We start from the raw sequence: 17,066 nt of genomic DNA on the forward strand, positions 1-17,066 counted from the left end.
GTCTAGCTTGTTGCTAACGTTTGTTAGTTCCATCATTTCCCCTTTGCCTGATTTCAGGCCTATTGCTTTATATTCATTCATGCTGCGCCTGCTTTAGCAGCTGCTGGCGCGCTATTGGTTGGTGCTGGTTTACGTACTGAAAAACCGTTTGGATACCGTAAATCAGCGTAGCGAACCGTATTGCCCAAAGGCGCAATTGCGTTGGCATATACGCTGACAAACTTGTTCAGTCGCGCATCCATCTCTTCACGCCCCAGCTCAATCACCATGTCTTTATCTGTCTTGATCTCCCAAGCGCGGCGCGGCGTAAGCGCAAGCTCGGCGACTTTCATGCCCGTAGGTGCCAACAGCTTGCTGTATTCGCTGTAGTGCTCAGCGACTTCACGGACGCCATCGCCCGGGCCGTAGAACACAGGTAAATCGCTATCCGAAGCCGCTTGAAACAATTCCCCATAAGTATTCACCAAAGCAATATTTCCCCAGCGTGCCAATTCCTGATGTTCTTCAACAACCACTTCCAGTCTGTCTGGCCAGCGGCGACGAACGCTGACGTTCCGCGCCCAAGGCAGCTTCTCAAAGGCATCACGCGCATGACGTAAATCAAGCGTGAAAAAATTACCTTGCAGATGCTGCGTCACAATCAACTTCAACTGCTCACGCGTCACATGCTTGAGTTGCCCATCCACATGCACTTCGCGCAGCGGGAATATGGGCAAGTGCACCACCACATAAAGCGTGCCGTAGAGCATGAGCACAGTTGCCAACGCAAACAGGAAGTTAGCAATCCAGTTGAGAATTTGTGGTTTATCCCACACGGGCTAACTCCAGAATATTCAGCACTAATTCATAAAAACTGAGGCCAGAAGCCTTAGCCGCCATCGGCACCAGGCTATGGTCTGTCATGCCGGGCGAAGTATTTACCTCAAGGAAATAATGCTGGCCAGCTTCATCCATCAGGAAATCAACACGTCCCCAGCCACGCCCACCAATCACCTTGAAGGCCTGTAAAGCTTCAGCCTGAATCTGCGCTTCTTTTTCGGCAGATAAGCCACAAGGGCAGAGATACTGGGTGTCGTCACGCAGGTATTTCGCTTCGTAATCGTAGAATTCGTTGGCAGGCACGATACGGATGATGGGCAACGCCTTGTCACCAAGAATGCCTACGGTATATTCACCGCCACCAACAAACTGTTCCGCAATGACCAATGGATCTGACTTGGCAGCCAGTTCGTAAGCGGCCTTTAGATCACCAGCCTTTTTAACCTTGCTGATACCGATGCTCGAGCCTTCATTGGCTGGCTTCACAAACAAAGGTAAGCCGAGCTGTTGTTCTATCGCTGCAAAATCAGAACTTTCATTAACCAAGGTGAATTCTGGTGTCGCAATGCCAGCAGAGCGCCACAGCAGCTTGGTACGCCATTTATCCATACCGACGCTAGACGCCATGACTCCACTACCTGTGTAAGGAACGCCCATCAGCTCCAATGCGCCCTGAATAGTGCCGTCTTCACCATAGCGACCATGCAGGGCAATGAATACGCGATCAAACGCAACAAGCTCAGCTAATGGACGTGCGGCCGTATCAAAAGCATGGGCATCAACGCCGCTACGCAGCAAGGCAGCCAACACGGCATTGCCGCTATTCAACGAAACTTCACGCTCGCCAGAGCGGCCGCCCAATAACACCGCTACCCGCCCAAAATTACGCATTTGAGAATTCTCCAATCACCCTGACCTCTTGTTCTAAATCCACACCATGTTGCTGCTTGACCACGGCCTGCATATGCGCGATCAACTGTTCTATCTCGGCCGCAGTTGCGTTGCCTGTATTCACAATAAAATTGGCATGCTTTTCTGATACTTGCGCGCCACCAATGCTGTAACCTTTCAACCCACTCACCTCAATCAACCTTGCGGCATAGTCGTTTGGCGGATTACGGAAAGTAGAGCCCGCATTCGGCAGATTCAGTGGCTGCGTTGCCAAACGCTTGGCAAGTAGCTGCTTGATTTTGAGTTCAGAGGCAGATGTATCTCCGCTTTCAAGACAAAACCATGCGGCCAAAAACCACTCCTGAGCTGGCATATCTACATGGCGGTATGTCGCAATAAATTCAGACTTTTCACGGGCATGCACCACACCGTGCTGGTCTATGGTTAATACTTTTTGCACGATGTCCCAAGTCTCGCTGCCGTGGCAGCCAGCATTCATGGCAAGTGCGCCGCCCACTGTGCCTGGGATGCCTGCAAGGAATTCCGCACCTTGTCGTGATTGTTTGGCTGAAAATTTGGCCACTTTTGCGCAAGTCACGCCTGCTTCGGCGTAGAGCAAACCACCTTCGATTTGCAGGCCTGTCAGCACGTTGTGCATCAACACCACTGTGCCGCGCACGCCACCATCGCGTATCAACAAGTTAGAACCCAGCCCAATAAAATGCACAGGTTCTGTCTGTGGCAGTCCACTCAAGAAACCCTGCAAATCTTCCAGCCCAGCAGGGATGTATAAACGATCTGCAGCACCGCCCACACGCCAGCTGTTGTAGCGTGTCAATGGCTCGTTCAGGAGCAATTGACCTGTGGAAGGAGTGAGTCGTTGTGCCATCACGCTGTTGCTGCCTCTTTGGTATTAGCGGCGACCTGGCCTATGCTGCCCGCGCCCATGACGATCACGACATCGCCATCTTTGGCGATACCCAAAATAGCTTCTGGTAATTCAGCAGTAGTTTCTACAAACAGTGGCTCAACTTTGCCTAGCACACGTAATGCACGCACCAAGGTGCGGCCGTCGGCGGCGATGATTGGTGTCTCGCCGGCGGAATAGACTTCTGTCAGCACAACAGCATCAGCACTGGAAAGCACCTTCACAAAATCTTCAAAACAATCGCGGGTGCGCGTGTAGCGATGAGGCTGAAAAGCCAGCACAAGGCGACGATCTGGAAACGCCCCACGGGCAGCGGCAATCACGGCCTGCATCTCTACTGGGTGGTGGCCATAATCATCGATCAAGGTGAATGAGCCGCCTTGCTTTGCTGGCACTTCGCCATACCGCTCGAAACGGCGGCCTACGCCTTTGAATTCTTTCAGCGCTTTGATAATCGCAGCATCTGGCACATTGAGCTCGCTGGCGACGGCAATGGCAGCCAGCGCATTCAATACATAATGATTGCCAGGCAGGTTAAGCGTGACATCAAAGGTGGTTGTCTTGCCGTTGATGCGTTCTACGGTGAAGTGCATCTTGCCGTCATCGGCGCGCACATTGCTGCCACGCACGCGGGCATCTTCTGAAAACCCATAGGGCATTACAGGCTTGGTAATGCTAGGCAAAATCGCGCGGATATTCGCATCGTCGATACACACCACTGCCATGCCGTAAAAAGGCAGTTGCTGCAGGAACTCAATGAACGCGCCCTTAAGCTTCTCGAAGTCGTGGCCATAGGTGTCCATATGGTCAGCATCAATATTGGTCACCACGGAAAGCACTGGCGTAAGGTGGAGAAATGAGGCATCGGACTCATCGGCCTCGGCCACGATAAACTCGCCTGTACCGAGCTTGGCATTGGCATTGGCTGATTCCAGGCGGCCGCCGATGACGTAGGTTGGATCCATACCCGCCTCAGCAAGAATGCTCGCAATCAAGCTGGTGGTTGTGGTCTTGCCATGTGTGCCTGCAACTGCAATGCCCTGGCGGAAACGCATCAGCTCAGCCAGCATGATGGCGCGCGGCACTACAGGGATATTGCGGCTACGTGCCTCAACAATTTCAGGGTTACTTTCGTTCACCGCGCTGGAAACCACCACCACATCAGCCTTGGCGAGATTTTCTGTTGCATGACCTTGATAGACTTTTGCGCCCAATTTCTTCAGGCGTTGAGTTGTGCTGTTATCTGCCAGGTCAGACCCAGTAACGCTAAAGCCCAAATTGATCAACACCTCTGCAATACCGCTCATGCCTGAGCCACCAATACCGACAAAATGGATGTGTTTTACTTTATGTTTCATGATCTCTGGCTTTCTGGCAATGCAATGGCTTCTAGCTCAGCCACAATCGCATCCGTTGCCTGTGGTTTACCAAGCCTGCGCGCAGATTGCGCCATGCCTAGCAATTGTTCGCGTGTGATGGTTCTTAACAGTTCTGCCAGGCCATCTGCTGTCAATTCATCTTGTGGCAGGTAGATAGCCGCGCCATGTTCGGCCAGCCAGCGTGCGTTATCTCGTTGATGCGAGGTGGTTGATACAACTAATGGCACCAGTACACTAGCCACGCCTGCCACCGCAAGCTCACTGACGGTAATCGCACCTGCGCGACAAATCACTAAGTCAGCCTCGGCATAAGCCGCTGCCATATTTTCAATAAAAGGGATTACCTGTGCTTCAACGCCCACAATGCTGTAACCAGTTTGGAGGGTAACAATATGTTTCTCACCAGATTGATGCGTCACCACAGGGCGCGGATATGGCAATAAGCTCAATGCTCTTGGCAACAAATCATTAAGTGCCTGCGCACCGAGACTGCCACCCACAACCAGTAATTTGAGTGGTCCTGTGCGCCCAGCCATACGAAGCTCTGGGCTTGGGATTTGATTAATTTCAGCGCGCACTGGATTACCCGTTACACGCGCCTTTTGTTCCAAGTCACCTGATCTTGCATATTCGCCGTCGAAGCCAAACAATATGCGTTGGGCGGAGCTGACCAGCGCTTTGTTTGACATCAGCAATGCGGCATCTGCATTCACCACGGCCAAAGGCAACTTGCGCAGGCGCGCAGCCCAGCCGCCTGGTACTGTCACATAGCCGCCCATGCCCAATATGACTTGTGGGCGCAGACGCCCCATCAGCAGCCAAGCTGCTATCGCAGAAAATAACAGCTTGAATACTCCGCGGAATGTGTGCACCAAGCCTTTGCCACGTAAACCAGAGAAATCAATCGTGGTCATAGCAATACCAGTAGGCGGCACCAGCTTGTTTTCCATGCCGTGTTTGGTGCCTAGCCAATGCACATTCCAGCCACGCGACTGCATGGCTTTTGCCACGGCTAGCCCCGGCATAATGTGTCCACCAGTGCCTGCTGCCATAATGAGTATGGTCTTGGCCATCATACTGGCAAGCCTTTCTCGATTCGCCTGTTTTCCCAATCAATACGGAGCAGTACAGCGAGCGCGATGCAATTGGCCAAAATGCCGCTACCACCATATGAGAGCAGGGGCAGCGTCAGACCCTTGGTTGGCAACACGCCCATATTCACGCCCATATTGATAATGCCCTGCACACCCATCCAGACGCCAATCCCCTGTGCCAGCAAGGCAGAGAAATAACGCTCATTGGCAACGGCTTTTTTGCCGATTGAAAACGCGCGCAATACCAACCATGAAAACAGCAATATCACGGTGACCACGCCAACGAAGCCTAGCTCTTCGGCAATCACCGCCAGCAAGAAATCGGTATGAGCTTCAGGTAGGTAAAGTAGTTTTTCAACACTGGCACCAAGCCCAACGCCAAACCATTCTCCGCGACCAAACGCAATCAGCGCATGTGAAAGCTGGTAGCCTTTGCCGAATGGATCAGCCCATGGATCCATAAAGCCCACCACGCGTTGCAGACGATATGGCGAGCTCCAGATAAGCCCGATCACAGCAATCGGCAATAAACCGAGCAGCCCAGCGAATATCTTGCCGTTGATGCCGCCTAGCCAAAGGATGGAAATAGAAATTGAGGCAATCACGGCGAACGCCCCAAAATCAGGCTCGCGCAGCAGCAGCAGGCCAATCACGAACATCACGCCTACCATCGGCAAAAAACCGCGCGTGATGCTATCCATCAAATGCGCCTTGCGGATGGCATAGTCAGACACATAAATCGCGGCGAACAGCTTCATGAATTCGGAAGGCTGCAGATTGAATACGAACAGTGATAACCAGCGCTGGCTACCGTTCACATTGCGGCCAAATACCAACACCATGATGAGCATGGCAATACCTGCCAAAAACAGGTAAGGCGCGAGTTTTTGCCAGGTTTGCGTGGGGATCTGAAACGCAATAAACGCGGCAACCAAACTGATGACGATATACACCGCTTGACGTACCAGGAAATAAGTGGACTGGTGACCCGTGGCTCGATCAGCCTCGGCCAATGCGATTGAAGCCGAATACACCATCACCAGGCCAAATCCCAGCAATATCAAGGTCACCCACATCAATCCCTGATCATAGGGCGATGTGCTGATGTGATTGCGGCTGCTCAGCATGTACATGATTACACGCCCTCCATCTGAGCTTGACGCATGCTCAAATCTTTCACGGCGGCGATGAAGACTTCAGCCCGATGCACATAATTGCGGAACATATCAAAGCTGGCGCAAGCAGGGGAAAGCAATACCGCATCGCCTATTTGGGCAGCAACAAAGGCTTTTTTCACAGCGTCTTCCATTGAGCTAGCCTGGATTTGTGGCACTGGAATGCCTGCCAACGCAGCAGCAATCAGCTCGCTATCTCGCCCAATCAGCACCACGGCACGCGCCTTATTTTTGACGGGAGCTCTAAGTGGTGAGAAATCCTGCCCTTTGCCATCGCCACCTGCGATTAAAACCACTTTTTTATCACTAGCTGCATTCAGCCCAGCAAGCGCAGCGCATGTTGCGCCTACATTGGTACCTTTTGAATCATCATAGAATGCAACGTTGGCAATCTCGGCCACCCATTCCACGCGATGTGGCAAGCCTTTAAAGCGACGTAATACCACTAATAACGGTTCAAAATCAATGTCGATCGCACGACACAATGCCAGCGCTGCCAGCGCATTGGCGGCATTATGCAGGCCAGCGATTTGCAACTCGCTCACAGGCATTAAGGCCTGCTGGCCGAACGCTAGGCTTAACTTTCCATCTTTCGATAACAAGCCATAGTCGGTAGTGACTTTAGGCACATCGGCACCAAAAGTGATTTGATCGAGCTCAGGCAGCGCCATACCGTCTGACCACACATCCTGGCGATTGAGTACTTGCAGATTCGCGTGCTCAAAAATCCGCGCCTTGGCCGCCGCATAGTCGTGCAGACTCTCGTAGCGATCCATGTGATCTTCGCTGATATTGAGCACGGTGGCGGCATCTGCAATCAATGAATTGGTGGTTTCCAGTTGAAAGCTGGAGAGCTCGAGCACGTACACATCTGGTGTATCGCCAGCTTGCTCAGCCTGAAACAAGGCATCCAAAACGGGCAAGCCGATATTGCCCGCTACGACCGTTTTCAGCCCCGCAGCTTTGCACATTTCACCTACCAAAGTTGTCACTGTAGTCTTGCCGTTCGAGCCGGTAATCGCGATCACTTTGGCAGACGGGTTGCGGTACTGGGCGAACAACTCAACATCGCCCACCACTTTCACGCCGCGTGCAATCGCAGCTTGTACTTCTGGCTCAGCCAACGCCACCCCCGGGCTAATGACTATCAGCTCAGCATTAGCAAACGTCTCAGGCTTGAATGCCCCTAACGTGATGCTCACTTCTGGCATTTCAGCTTGCAGCTTATGTACGCTTGGCAGCACTTCACGGCTATCCGCGACAGACAACACGGCGCCGCGGCTTTTCAGCCAGCGCAGTGCCGAGAGGCCGGTATCACCTAGCCCTAGCACCAACACCTGTTTGTTTTCGAGAGATAGCATCATTAGTTTTATCGCAACTTCAATGTAGATAATCCGACCAGCACCAGCATCATGGTGATGATCCAGAAGCGCACCACTACTTGTGTTTCTTTCCAACCTTTTTGCTCATAGTGATGGTGCAAAGGCGCCATGAGGAAGATGCGTTTTCCTGTACCAAATCTATATTTGGTGTATTTGAAATAAGTCACCTGAGCAGCCACAGACAAGGTTTCGACGACAAACACACCACCCATGATAAACAGCACGATTTCTTGCCTTACGATCACGGCTACCACGCCAAGAGCAGCGCCGAGCGCCAATGCCCCTACGTCACCCATGAACACTTCTGCTGGGTATGCGTTGAACCAGAGGAAGCCAAGCCCTGCACCGCCGATGGCCGCACAAAATACAGCCAGTTCACCTGCGCCCGGCACATAAGGAATACCCAGGTATTTGGAGAAGTACACATGGCCTGAAGCATAAGCAAAAATAGCCAGTGCACTTGCCACCATCACAGTCGGCATGATGGCTAGGCCATCAAGACCATCGGTCAGATTCACTGCATTGCTGCTACCGACGATCACCAGATAGGTCAGCAAAATAAATCCGAACGCGCCCAATGGCAGCACTAGCGTTTTGAAGAAAGGAAATATCAGCGTGGTTTCCGCAGGGATTGTGGATGTGTACCAGAGATAAACCGCAGCGCCAAAGCCAATCACGGTTTGCCAAAAGTACTTCTCTTTGGCCGACAAACCTTTGGGATTGCGATAGACCACCTTGCGCCAGTCATCGACAAACCCAACGATACCGAAGCCCAAGGTCACGATCAGCACCACCCAAACGAAGCGATTACCTAGATCAGCCCACAACAGCGTAGAGATAGCGATTGCCACCAGAATCAGCGCGCCGCCCATGGTTGGCGTACCTGCTTTAATCAAGTGAGTTTGTGGGCCATCATCGCGTACCGATTGGCCAACTTTATATTGTGTGAGCTTGCGAATCAGGCCTGGGCCGACTACAAATGAAATGGTCAGCGCCGTTAATGTCGCCATCACCGCACGCAGCGTGATGTAATTGAATACATTAAATGCGCGGATGTCGTGCCCCAGCAAGCGTGCTAGTTCTAACAGCATCTAGTGTTTCTCCCTATCTTTTGAATCTTCGGATTTTTCCAGCAATTGTTCGACGACCCGTTCCATTTGCATGAATCTGGAACCTTTCACCAACAAGACTGTTTGTGGATTCAGCAGCGATTTAACGCTCGCAGACAGTGATTCAGCACTGTCAAAATGATGCGCATTTTCACCAAAAGCAGCAGCAGTCTCGCGACTCAGATCACCCAACACATACAGTGCAGGGATTTTGGAAGCTTTAGCATAACGACCGATCTCAGCGTGCAAACTTGCGGCTTCATCGCCAAGCTCACCCATATCGCCCAATACCAGTATCTGGTTTTCACTACGCGCAGCTAGCACATCAATTGCAGCCTTCATGGATGATGGGTTGGCGTTGTATGTATCATCAATGACTAGCGCGCCGTTGATGCCGCGCTTCTGCTGCAAACGGCCTTTAGCACCTTTGAATTGCGCCAAGCCTTCTGCGATCTTTTCGAGGCTGATGCCCATCGCCAGAGCAGCTGCTGCAGCGGCCAACGCATTGCGCACATTGTGCTCACCGGCAGCTGGAAGTTGCAGACTGATATCGCCTTTGGGAGTCTTGAGTTGAATGTCGCTGTAATCGCTAGTGAGTGAAAAACTGGCAGTCACATCAGCAGGCTGGGTCAACCCAAATGTGGTCACTGCATATTGACCAGCCAATTTTTTCCATAATGGCGCGAATGTGTCATCAGCATTGATGACAGCAATACCGTCTTCGGCCAAGCCTTCAAAAATTTCGCCCTTGGCCTGGGCAATCGCTTCTACCGAGCCCAGGTTGGCGATATGTGCTGTGCCTGCGTTATTTACTAAAGCCACAGTGGGGCGGCCGATTTTGGTCAGGTAACTGATTTCCCCTGTGTGATTCATGCCCATTTCAATCACCGCAAAACGGTGGGTGGGCTTAAGTTGAAACAGGGTCAATGGCAGACCGATGTCATTATTGAAATTACCTTTGGTGGCCAGCACTTCATCGACACTGGATGCTGCGACCAGAATAGTCGCCAGCATCTCTTTTACTGTAGTCTTGCCGCTGCTACCCGTGATTGCGGCGACGGGGATATCAAATTTATTACGCCAATGTGCGGCAAGCTCGCCTAACCCCAAGCGAGTATCTTTTACCAACACGCCTGCACCAAGCTTAAGATGAGCGTCAGATACCATCACGCCGGCAGCGCCTTGCTGCAAGGCCTTTTCGGCATAATCATGACCATCGAAATTTTCGCCGCGCAATGCCACAAACAGCTGGCCTTTTACCAGCGCACGGCTGTCTGTGCCTATGCTGTTAAATACAGCATCATGGCCGAGCAATTTGCCGCTGGTCGCAGTGATGACTTCAGATAATGTCATCATGTATTTGCGCCCTCCCTGCTTTCATACTGGGCGAGTGCAAGCCTGACTACAGCTTCATCACTGAATGGATATTTGATGCCAGCGATTTCCTGGTAATCCTCATGGCCTTTACCAGCGACCAGCACCACATCACCTGTATGTGCCTGGGCAATGGCATTATGGATAGCGATTTCTCTATGCGTTTCCACCTGATAAGCGCTGCTAATGCCCGCAACAATCGCTTTGATAATGTCTGCAGGGTCTTCATCGCGTGGATTGTCAGTTGTGACAATCACTTCATTCGCCAATCGGGAAGCCACTTCGCCCATCAACGGGCGCTTGCCTTGATCACGATTACCGCCGCAACCAAACACGCAGATGAGCTTGGCTGTGGTTTGTCCACGCAAGGCTGACAGTGCTTTCTCAAGCGCATCTGGCGTATGTGCGTAATCAATAACCACTAGCGGCTTATGTCCGCCGCCATAGCGTTGCATGCGGCCCGCAACAGGCTGTATATGCTTGATCGCATTCACCGCGTCGTTCAATTTGACGTCGCTGGCTAACAAGCTGGCTAATACCGCAAGCACGTTGTAGGCGTTAAAACGGCCAACCACAGCAGCTTGAATCTCGGCATTGCCCCATGGCGTTTCAACTGTCATGAATAAACCTTGGGAGTCAAAGTGCAGGCGGCTACCGCGCACATCACCTTCCACCAAGCCATAGGTGAGCACCTTTTTGCCTGCCGTACGTAAACTCACGGAGATGGCTTCGCCGAATGGATCATCCAAATTCAGCACGGCACATTCCAGACCATCCCAATCAAACAATTTGCGCTTGGCATCCGCATAGGCGGCCATGTCACCGTGGTAATCCAGATGATCACGCGAAAGATTGGTTAACACCGCGAGGTTGAAATGCACACCGTTCAAACGACCTTGATCGAGGCCGTGGGAAGAGACTTCCATGGCAACAGCATTTGCCGCTTCATCCAGATAATCCGCCAGCATTCCATGCAGCACTATTGGGTCTGGCGTGGTGTTAATGGCGGCAGACAATGCGCCGGGGAAGCCATTACCGAGCGTGCCTACAACAGCCGTTTTACGACCAAGCGCATTCAGCGCTTGTGCCAGCCAATGCGTGCATGATGTTTTACCGTTAGTACCAGTAACACCTATCATCCACAGCTTTTGCGATGGTTGGCCATAGAACTCATCGGCGATATTGCCAGCGAGCTTTCTTAAGCCTGGCACTGGAATATTCAGCACTTGCCAATCAGCATCCCATGCAAACCCCTCCGCCTCCCAAGCCACTGCTGATGCGCCTTGTGCAATAGCTTGCGGGATATATGCGCGCCCATCATTGCTTTCACCCGGATAGGCAACAAACAGATCGCCTTTGCCTACCTTGCGACTATCGGAAGTCAGGCCACTGATTCTTACGCCATTCTCGCGCAGCATAGAGAGAGGAGTCGTCATACCACCTCGCGCCAATTAAAGCTGCCATGAAATTGAAACGCCTCTGCTGGCGCTCCCCAGTGGCATTCCCGCACCAGCGCTTCGCGATACCGTGTCATACCACTTCCTTCACTTCTGGCGCATTTTCAGGCGGTATCACGATATTATTATTCGGTGCATCCTGCGGCACAGCCAGCATACGTAGCACGCCACTCATGACAGCATTGAATACTGGCGCAGCCACTGCACCGCCGTAGTATTGACCATCACTTGGTTCATCGATCATCACCGCGATGATGAATTTAGGGTCAGATGCTGGTGCCATGCCAATAAATGACGACACGTATTTATCAGCTTGATATCCGCCAACGCCCAGCTTGTGCGCTGTGCCTGTTTTACCCGCAACGCGATAGCCCACAATCTGCGCCCGCGGGGCTGTGCCGCCAGGCTGCACAACCAGCTCCAGCATATCTTTAAGGTCATGGGCTGTTTGTGCGGTAAACACCTGCTGCCCGATTGGTAGCTCTTTTTGCTTGAGTAATGTCACTGGGCGCAACTCGCCATCATTGGCAAATACGGTATAAGCATGCGCAAGCTGTAGCAGGGAAAGACTAATGCCATGACCATAAGCCATGGTTGCCTGCTCAATTGGCCGCCATGTTTTATAGTCGCGCAATCTGCCTGAAGCTTCGCCAGGGAAACCAACATGAGTCGGGCTACCGAAGCCCAATTCGTTGAAGAATCCCCATAAATATTGGGGTTTCATGGTCAGCGCTATCTTCGCAGCACCTACGTTGGAGGAAACCTGTATCACACGAGATACGGTGATCAAGCCTTGCGGGTGCGCATCATGCACAGTGGCTGGGCCGATATTGATATAGCCAGGCGCGGTCTGAATCAGTGTATCTGGCTTGTAATTACCAGTTTCCAATGCAGCTGCTATGGTAAATGGCTTGAGGGTTGAGCCTGGCTCGAAAATATCCACGATGGCACGGTTGCGCGAGCGTCCATCTACATTCCTGTTAAGCGGATTATTCGGGTTATAAGTCGGCACGCTGACCATGGCCAGGACTTCACCTGTTTTGGCATCAAGCACTACTGCCGTGCCAGCTTTTGCCTTATGAATATCGACGGCTTTTGCCAACTCACGATAAGCCAGATATTGAATTCGACGGTCTATAGACAGCGTCAGGTCATGACCATCCTGCGGCACTTTAACGGCCTCTAAATCCTCGATGATATGGCCTTGGCGATCTTTGATCACACGGCGACTACCAGATTTGCCCGAGAGCCAATCCTGATACTTCAGCTCCATGCCTTCCTGGCCGTTTTCATCCACACCAGTAAAGCCAACAATATGCGCTGCCACTTCGCCATCAGGATAATAGCGGCGATATTCACGCTGCATAAAAATGCCAGGCACGCCTACATGCATCACTTGTGCTGCCACTTCTGGCGGAATGCGGCGCTTGATGTAGATGAATTCGCGCTGAGTGTTGACCAACTTGCCAGCAAGGTCAGCTGGTTTCATTTCTAATAACTTTGCCAATCTAGCTACTTGCTCAGGACTGGCTTTCACATCGCTCGGGTTCGCCCAGATAGACTCCACAGGCGTGCTGATTGCCAAGGGTACGCCATAGCGGTCGGTAATCATGCCGCGATGCGCTGATAAGGTCAGTGAGCGGCTGTAACGTGCATCCCCTTCTTTTTGCAAGAAGCCCTTATGCAAACTCTGCAAATACACACCGCGCCCAATCAGCAGGCCAAAGCCCATCAAAACGACCACCAACAGCACGCGGCGGCGCATGACTGGCAGCCTGATCATCACCTGCTGATGCGCTTTCATGGTTTGACCTCGCTATTATTAGCAGGCTTCGCAGTTATATTTTGAGGTGCATTTTGTACCAACACCTGTATGCGCTTGGCATCGGGCACTTGCATATGTAATTGCTGGGTAGCAATATCTTCAATGCGCGCATGCATCGCCCAGGTACTTTGCTCCAGCTGTAATTGCCCCCACTCAACGTCATATTGCTTGGCGGCATCTTCATGCTGCTGCAACTCAATATAGAGCTTGCGCGATTTATGCTGCGCGCTGATCGTGCCGAGTGCGGTCAAAATCAAAAGCGCAAACAGGATGAGATTCAGCCGCGTCAATTGCTTTGCGCCTGAAAAATAGAGTAGTTAAGCGACATTGGTACGCTCCGCCACTCTCAATACGGCACTGCGCGATCTTGGATTACGCTTAACCTCCGCCGCACTTGGCTTAATTGTTCTACCAATGGCCATCATGCGTGGCTGCGGTAAATCTTTTGCGCGCACGGGGAAATTGCCTGGCAGATCATCTCTATCCTGCTCATCACGAATAAAGCGTTTAACGATGCGATCTTCAAGCGAATGAAAGCTGATGACGACCAGACGACCAGTAGGTGCCAGTAATTCCAAGCATTGCGGCAATACTAACGATAACTCTTCAAGCTCTTTATTGATGTAAATCCGTAAAGCTTGAAATGTACGCGTCGCCGGGTCTTGCCCAGGCTCGATTTTGGGGACCGCGCTTGCCACGATCTTGGCAAGCTGTCCTGTAGTGGTGATGAAATCCCCCCCAACGCGTGCCGCAACAAGCGCCCTTGCAATCTGTTTAGCAAACCGTTCTTCACCATAATCTTTGATTACCCCTATTAATTGTTGCTCGGAAGCCACCGCCAGAAACTCAGCCGCTGTTTGTCCACGACTTTGGTCCATGCGCATATCCAGCGGACCATCAAACCTGAAACTAAAACCACGCACACCTTCGTCTATCTGCGGCGATGAAATGCCGAGGTCGAGCAAAATGCCATCTACTTTATTGATATTGATTTCCTGCAGAACTTCTTTGATCGCCGCGAAATGGCTATGTTGGATTTGAAAACGTGAGTCTTTAATATTGCCAGCAGAGGCAACAGCGGCCAAGTCGCGATCAAGGCCTATCAAACGACCTTGTGCGCCCAGTTGCTCGAGGATTTTGCGGCTATGTCCACCGCGACCGAAAGTACCATCGACATAAATACCATTGGGCTTGATGGCCAGCGCATCCACGGCTTCATCCAATAGCACTGTGATATGTGGCGAAACTGAAGCAGTTGGCAAAACAGAGGTGGTTGGCGAGTTGTGAGCAGAAACGCTCACAGCGAGAAACCCTCTAGCTCGGTGGGCAGCGTTAAGCTGTCATTGGCAATCGCATTCTCAAGCTGCGCTTTCCAGGCATCCATACCCCAAAGTTCGAAATGGCTACCTTGTCCAACCAGCATGGTTTGCTTTTCTAAACCCGCAAAATCACGTAACACGTTAGATACCAGCATACGGCCCGCTGCATCCATTTCAACATCTTCGGCAAAACCCACAAGCAAACGCTGCAAGGAACTGGACTGCTTATCAAAGCTCGAAAGCGACATCATTTTGGCCTGTATCGGCTCCCATGCAGGTTGCGGGTACAAAAGCAGGCAGCGATGCGGATGTGCGGTCAACACCAAATGCCCAGCGCATTGCGCCTGCAGGGCGTCACGATGCTTGGCAGGTATTGCCAACCTGCCTTTTGCATCAAGACTTAAAGATGTTGCACCACGAAACATGAAAACCCTTTATTTTTGCGCTATTGAGTTTGGCGGGCGCAAAACAATTGCTGATTAAAGACGGAGATGAGACCAAACTTTAATCAGCAATTCCCCACAAAAACCCACTTTTCTCCACTTGCACTCACTATAGATAAAAAAAATGGGCGATGCAAGCCCTTTTTTGTGATTTTTCCTTTATAGGACAATGACTTAGCTAATTTTTACAATAAATAATTTATCCTTATAAATTAGATAGATAGCCATTTAAGTGAAAGTGGTTTATTAGAACAGCGCTGGAACTGGTTGAATTGGGGTGGCGGGTTCTTGGACACATTGGAAGTTACTTAAAATACGCAGAAAATTTAAGATTGCAGAATTTTAGATATAAAGCCCGCAACGGCCTCCCCTATTTACTAAGGCGCTGAGCCCGTAAAGGGCTTCACCGCTCCACTAAGCACTAAAGTGCAAAGTGGTAGCGCGAAAGTCGCAAGTAAAGAGTGAAGTGAAGCTGGCCGATAAGCCGGGTTCTGTCGTGGACAGTCATTCATCTAGGCGTATCGTTGCCAATACGCTCGAGCAACCTACCCGCTGGCAGCGCGAACCACGCCTTATTACTTACGTAAAATGCCAGCCTATTTGGTCTTGCTGCGGATGGAGGTTACCGCGTTTCACCGTAACTAAATACGCTCGTCTCTGTGGCCCTATTCCTCGCCTTATACCTTGCGGCTTTCAACGTACGGCCGTTAGCCGTCATCCCGTTCTATGCAGCCCGGACTTTCCTCCCCCTGCTTACGCAAGCGGCGACTGTCTAGCCAGCTTCATCTATATTTTAGCACGCCGCACAAACAGCCTTGCTATTAAAGGCTTGGCGCTTATTCAAGCTTCCACTCTATTGATGCGCTGGCACGCAGCGGTACCAACGCATCATCAGGAAAAGGCAAGCTATCAGGCACTTGCCAGTTTTCTTTCACCAAGGTGATCTTTTCTACATTCCTGGGCAGGCCATAGAAATCAGCGCCATAGAAACTGGCAAAGCCTTCAAGCTTATCCAGCGCACCTGCAGCTTCAAACGCTTCAGCATACAGCTCAATACCCGCATGGGCGGTGTACATGCCCGCACAACCACAACTGGCTTCCTTAGTCGATTTAGCATGCGGCGCGCTATCGGTACCCAGAAAGAATTTTGGGCTACCTGAAATAACGGCTTTAACCAGCGCCAACCTGTGCTCTTCGCGCTTGAGCACTGGCAGGCAGTAATGATGTGGGCGCATGCCACCAGCGAACATGGCATTACGATTCATTAGTAGGTGATGTGCCGTAATAGTCGCTGCAACATTGCTCGAAGCACCCGCTACGAACTCAGCAGCTTCGAGCGTTGTGATGTGCTCGAATACCACACGCAAACTAGGGAAACGCGCGATCAGCGGAATCATATTGCGCTCAATAAATACACGCTCGCGGTCAAACACATCGATATCAGCATCGGTCACTTCTGCATGCACCAGCAATGGCAGGCCCAACTCTTCCATAGCAGCAAGCGCTTCTACGCAATGGCCTATATTGGTCACGCCAGAATCCGAATTAGTGGTTGCACCTGCTGGGTAGAGCTTAACGCCATGCACAATACCGCTGGCTTTTGCCAGCCTGATCTCATCCGCAGTAGTTTTATCAGTGAGGTAAAGCGTCATCAAAGGCTCAAACTTTACCCCTGCTGGCAGTGCATCGAGAATACGCTGGCGATAAGCCTGCGCCTGCGCAGTAGCAGTCACGGGCGGACGCAAATTGGGCATGACGATGGCACGGCCAAAACGGCGAGCTGTGTCAGGTAATACTGCATGCATGGCTGCGCCATCGCGTAGATGCAAATGCCAGTCGTCTGGGCGGGTGATGGTAATTTTATTCGTCAT

Annotated in this window: 15 protein-coding genes and 1 other RNA gene; all 16 read right to left on the minus strand. The window is 51.5% G+C overall.

All coding sequences use genetic code 11. The features are described 5' to 3' along the window. Nucleotides 1-77: 77 nt before the first annotated feature. The 16 genes from ZMTM_RS11230 to pyrC all read right to left on the minus strand — a co-directional run bounded on the left by ZMTM_RS11230 (nucleotide 78) and on the right by pyrC (nucleotide 17,066). The gene (locus tag ZMTM_RS11230) at nucleotides 78-815 is read right to left on the minus strand and encodes a cell division protein FtsQ/DivIB (RefSeq protein WP_221763933.1); all 738 of its coding nucleotides are present in this window, start codon (nucleotides 813-815) and stop codon (nucleotides 78-80) included. Then, a complete protein-coding gene (locus tag ZMTM_RS11235; RefSeq protein ID WP_221763934.1) occupies nucleotides 805-1,710 on the minus strand; it encodes a D-alanine--D-alanine ligase in 906 nt (301 codons plus the stop codon). Before ZMTM_RS11235 ends, ZMTM_RS11230 begins: the two co-directional genes overlap by 11 nt. Continuing rightward, entirely contained in the window at nucleotides 1,703-2,599 is an 897-nt protein-coding gene (gene murB, locus ZMTM_RS11240; protein ID WP_221763935.1) for a UDP-N-acetylmuramate dehydrogenase, read from the minus strand. Before murB ends, ZMTM_RS11235 begins: the two co-directional genes overlap by 8 nt. After that, nucleotides 2,599-3,996, minus strand: coding sequence for a UDP-N-acetylmuramate--L-alanine ligase (gene murC / locus ZMTM_RS11245; protein ID WP_221763936.1), 1,398 nt, complete (start codon nucleotides 3,994-3,996; stop codon nucleotides 2,599-2,601). Before murC ends, murB begins: the two co-directional genes overlap by 1 nt. After that, entirely contained in the window at nucleotides 3,993-5,090 is a 1,098-nt protein-coding gene (murG, locus tag ZMTM_RS11250) for an undecaprenyldiphospho-muramoylpentapeptide beta-N-acetylglucosaminyltransferase (protein ID WP_221765702.1), read from the minus strand. The genes murC and murG overlap by 4 nt, the downstream gene beginning before the upstream one ends. Further along, on the minus strand, nucleotides 5,090-6,244 hold the full coding sequence (ftsW, locus tag ZMTM_RS11255; RefSeq protein ID WP_221763937.1) for a putative lipid II flippase FtsW: 1,155 nt from the start codon (nucleotides 6,242-6,244) through the stop codon (nucleotides 5,090-5,092). Before ftsW ends, murG begins: the two co-directional genes overlap by 1 nt. A 2-nt stretch (nucleotides 6,245-6,246) precedes the next feature. Continuing rightward, nucleotides 6,247-7,650: a UDP-N-acetylmuramoyl-L-alanine--D-glutamate ligase gene (gene murD / locus ZMTM_RS11260; RefSeq protein ID WP_221765703.1), complete on the minus strand. Its 1,404-nt coding sequence runs from the start codon at nucleotides 7,648-7,650 to the stop codon at nucleotides 6,247-6,249. A 5-nt stretch (nucleotides 7,651-7,655) separates the two neighbouring features. Beyond that, nucleotides 7,656-8,759: a phospho-N-acetylmuramoyl-pentapeptide-transferase gene (gene mraY / locus ZMTM_RS11265; RefSeq protein ID WP_221763938.1), complete on the minus strand. Its 1,104-nt coding sequence runs from the start codon at nucleotides 8,757-8,759 to the stop codon at nucleotides 7,656-7,658. Further along, on the minus strand, nucleotides 8,760-10,133 hold the full coding sequence (locus ZMTM_RS11270; protein ID WP_221763939.1) for a UDP-N-acetylmuramoyl-tripeptide--D-alanyl-D-alanine ligase: 1,374 nt from the start codon (nucleotides 10,131-10,133) through the stop codon (nucleotides 8,760-8,762). Then, entirely contained in the window at nucleotides 10,130-11,587 is a 1,458-nt protein-coding gene (locus tag ZMTM_RS11275; protein ID WP_221763940.1) for a UDP-N-acetylmuramoyl-L-alanyl-D-glutamate--2,6-diaminopimelate ligase, read from the minus strand. Before ZMTM_RS11275 ends, ZMTM_RS11270 begins: the two co-directional genes overlap by 4 nt. A 94-nt stretch (nucleotides 11,588-11,681) precedes the next feature. After that, complete coding sequence (locus ZMTM_RS11280; protein WP_221763941.1) at nucleotides 11,682-13,412, minus strand: peptidoglycan D,D-transpeptidase FtsI family protein; 1,731 nt, start codon at nucleotides 13,410-13,412, stop codon at nucleotides 11,682-11,684. After that, nucleotides 13,409-13,723 carry a cell division protein FtsL gene (ftsL, locus tag ZMTM_RS11285; RefSeq protein WP_221763942.1) on the minus strand — a complete coding sequence of 105 codons (315 nt, stop codon included), beginning with the start codon at nucleotides 13,721-13,723 and terminating at the stop codon, nucleotides 13,409-13,411. Before ftsL ends, ZMTM_RS11280 begins: the two co-directional genes overlap by 4 nt. 27 nt (nucleotides 13,724-13,750) lie before the next feature. Continuing rightward, nucleotides 13,751-14,734 (minus strand): 16S rRNA (cytosine(1402)-N(4))-methyltransferase RsmH, encoded by a 984-nt coding sequence (rsmH, locus tag ZMTM_RS11290; RefSeq protein WP_221763943.1) that lies wholly within the window; start codon nucleotides 14,732-14,734, stop codon nucleotides 13,751-13,753. After that, nucleotides 14,731-15,177, minus strand: coding sequence for a division/cell wall cluster transcriptional repressor MraZ (gene mraZ / locus ZMTM_RS11295; RefSeq protein WP_221763944.1), 447 nt, complete (start codon nucleotides 15,175-15,177; stop codon nucleotides 14,731-14,733). The genes rsmH and mraZ overlap by 4 nt, the downstream gene beginning before the upstream one ends. Nucleotides 15,178-15,659: 482 nt before the next feature. Then, nucleotides 15,660-15,979, minus strand: an RNA gene (rnpB, locus tag ZMTM_RS11300) — RNase P RNA component class A. Between the two features lie 52 nt (nucleotides 15,980-16,031). Next, nucleotides 16,032-17,066, minus strand: a complete 1,035-nt coding sequence (gene pyrC, locus ZMTM_RS11305; RefSeq protein WP_221763945.1) for a dihydroorotase — start codon at nucleotides 17,064-17,066, stop codon at nucleotides 16,032-16,034.

Origin of the sequence: Methyloradius palustris (assembly GCF_019703875.1) — a bacterium.
In the GTDB taxonomy this organism is placed as follows: Bacteria; Pseudomonadota; Gammaproteobacteria; order Burkholderiales; family Methylophilaceae; genus Methyloradius; species Methyloradius palustris.

Bases quoted from the DNA above. Each gene is read 5' to 3' on its own strand.
- ZMTM_RS11235 (WP_221763934.1), bottom strand. From the start codon at position 1,710: ATGCGTAATTTTGGGCGGGTAGCGGTGTTATTGGGCGGCCGCTCTGGC.
- murB (WP_221763935.1), bottom strand. From the start codon at position 2,599: ATGGCACAACGACTCACTCCTTCCACAGGTCAATTGCTCCTGAACGAG.
- murC (WP_221763936.1), bottom strand. From the start codon at position 3,996: ATGAAACATAAAGTAAAACACATCCATTTTGTCGGTATTGGTGGCTCA.
- murG (WP_221765702.1), bottom strand. From the start codon at position 5,090: ATGGCCAAGACCATACTCATTATGGCAGCAGGCACTGGTGGACACATT.
- ftsW (WP_221763937.1), bottom strand. From the start codon at position 6,244: ATGTACATGCTGAGCAGCCGCAATCACATCAGCACATCGCCCTATGAT.
- murD (WP_221765703.1), bottom strand. From the start codon at position 7,650: ATGATGCTATCTCTCGAAAACAAACAGGTGTTGGTGCTAGGGCTAGGT.
- mraY (WP_221763938.1), bottom strand. From the start codon at position 8,759: ATGCTGTTAGAACTAGCACGCTTGCTGGGGCACGACATCCGCGCATTT.
- ZMTM_RS11270 (WP_221763939.1), bottom strand. From the start codon at position 10,133: ATGATGACATTATCTGAAGTCATCACTGCGACCAGCGGCAAATTGCTC.
- ZMTM_RS11275 (WP_221763940.1), bottom strand. From the start codon at position 11,587: ATGACGACTCCTCTCTCTATGCTGCGCGAGAATGGCGTAAGAATCAGT.
- ZMTM_RS11280 (WP_221763941.1), bottom strand. From the start codon at position 13,412: ATGAAAGCGCATCAGCAGGTGATGATCAGGCTGCCAGTCATGCGCCGC.
- mraZ (WP_221763944.1), bottom strand. From the start codon at position 15,177: ATGTTTCGTGGTGCAACATCTTTAAGTCTTGATGCAAAAGGCAGGTTG.
- pyrC (WP_221763945.1), bottom strand. From the start codon at position 17,066: ATGACGAATAAAATTACCATCACCCGCCCAGACGACTGGCATTTGCAT.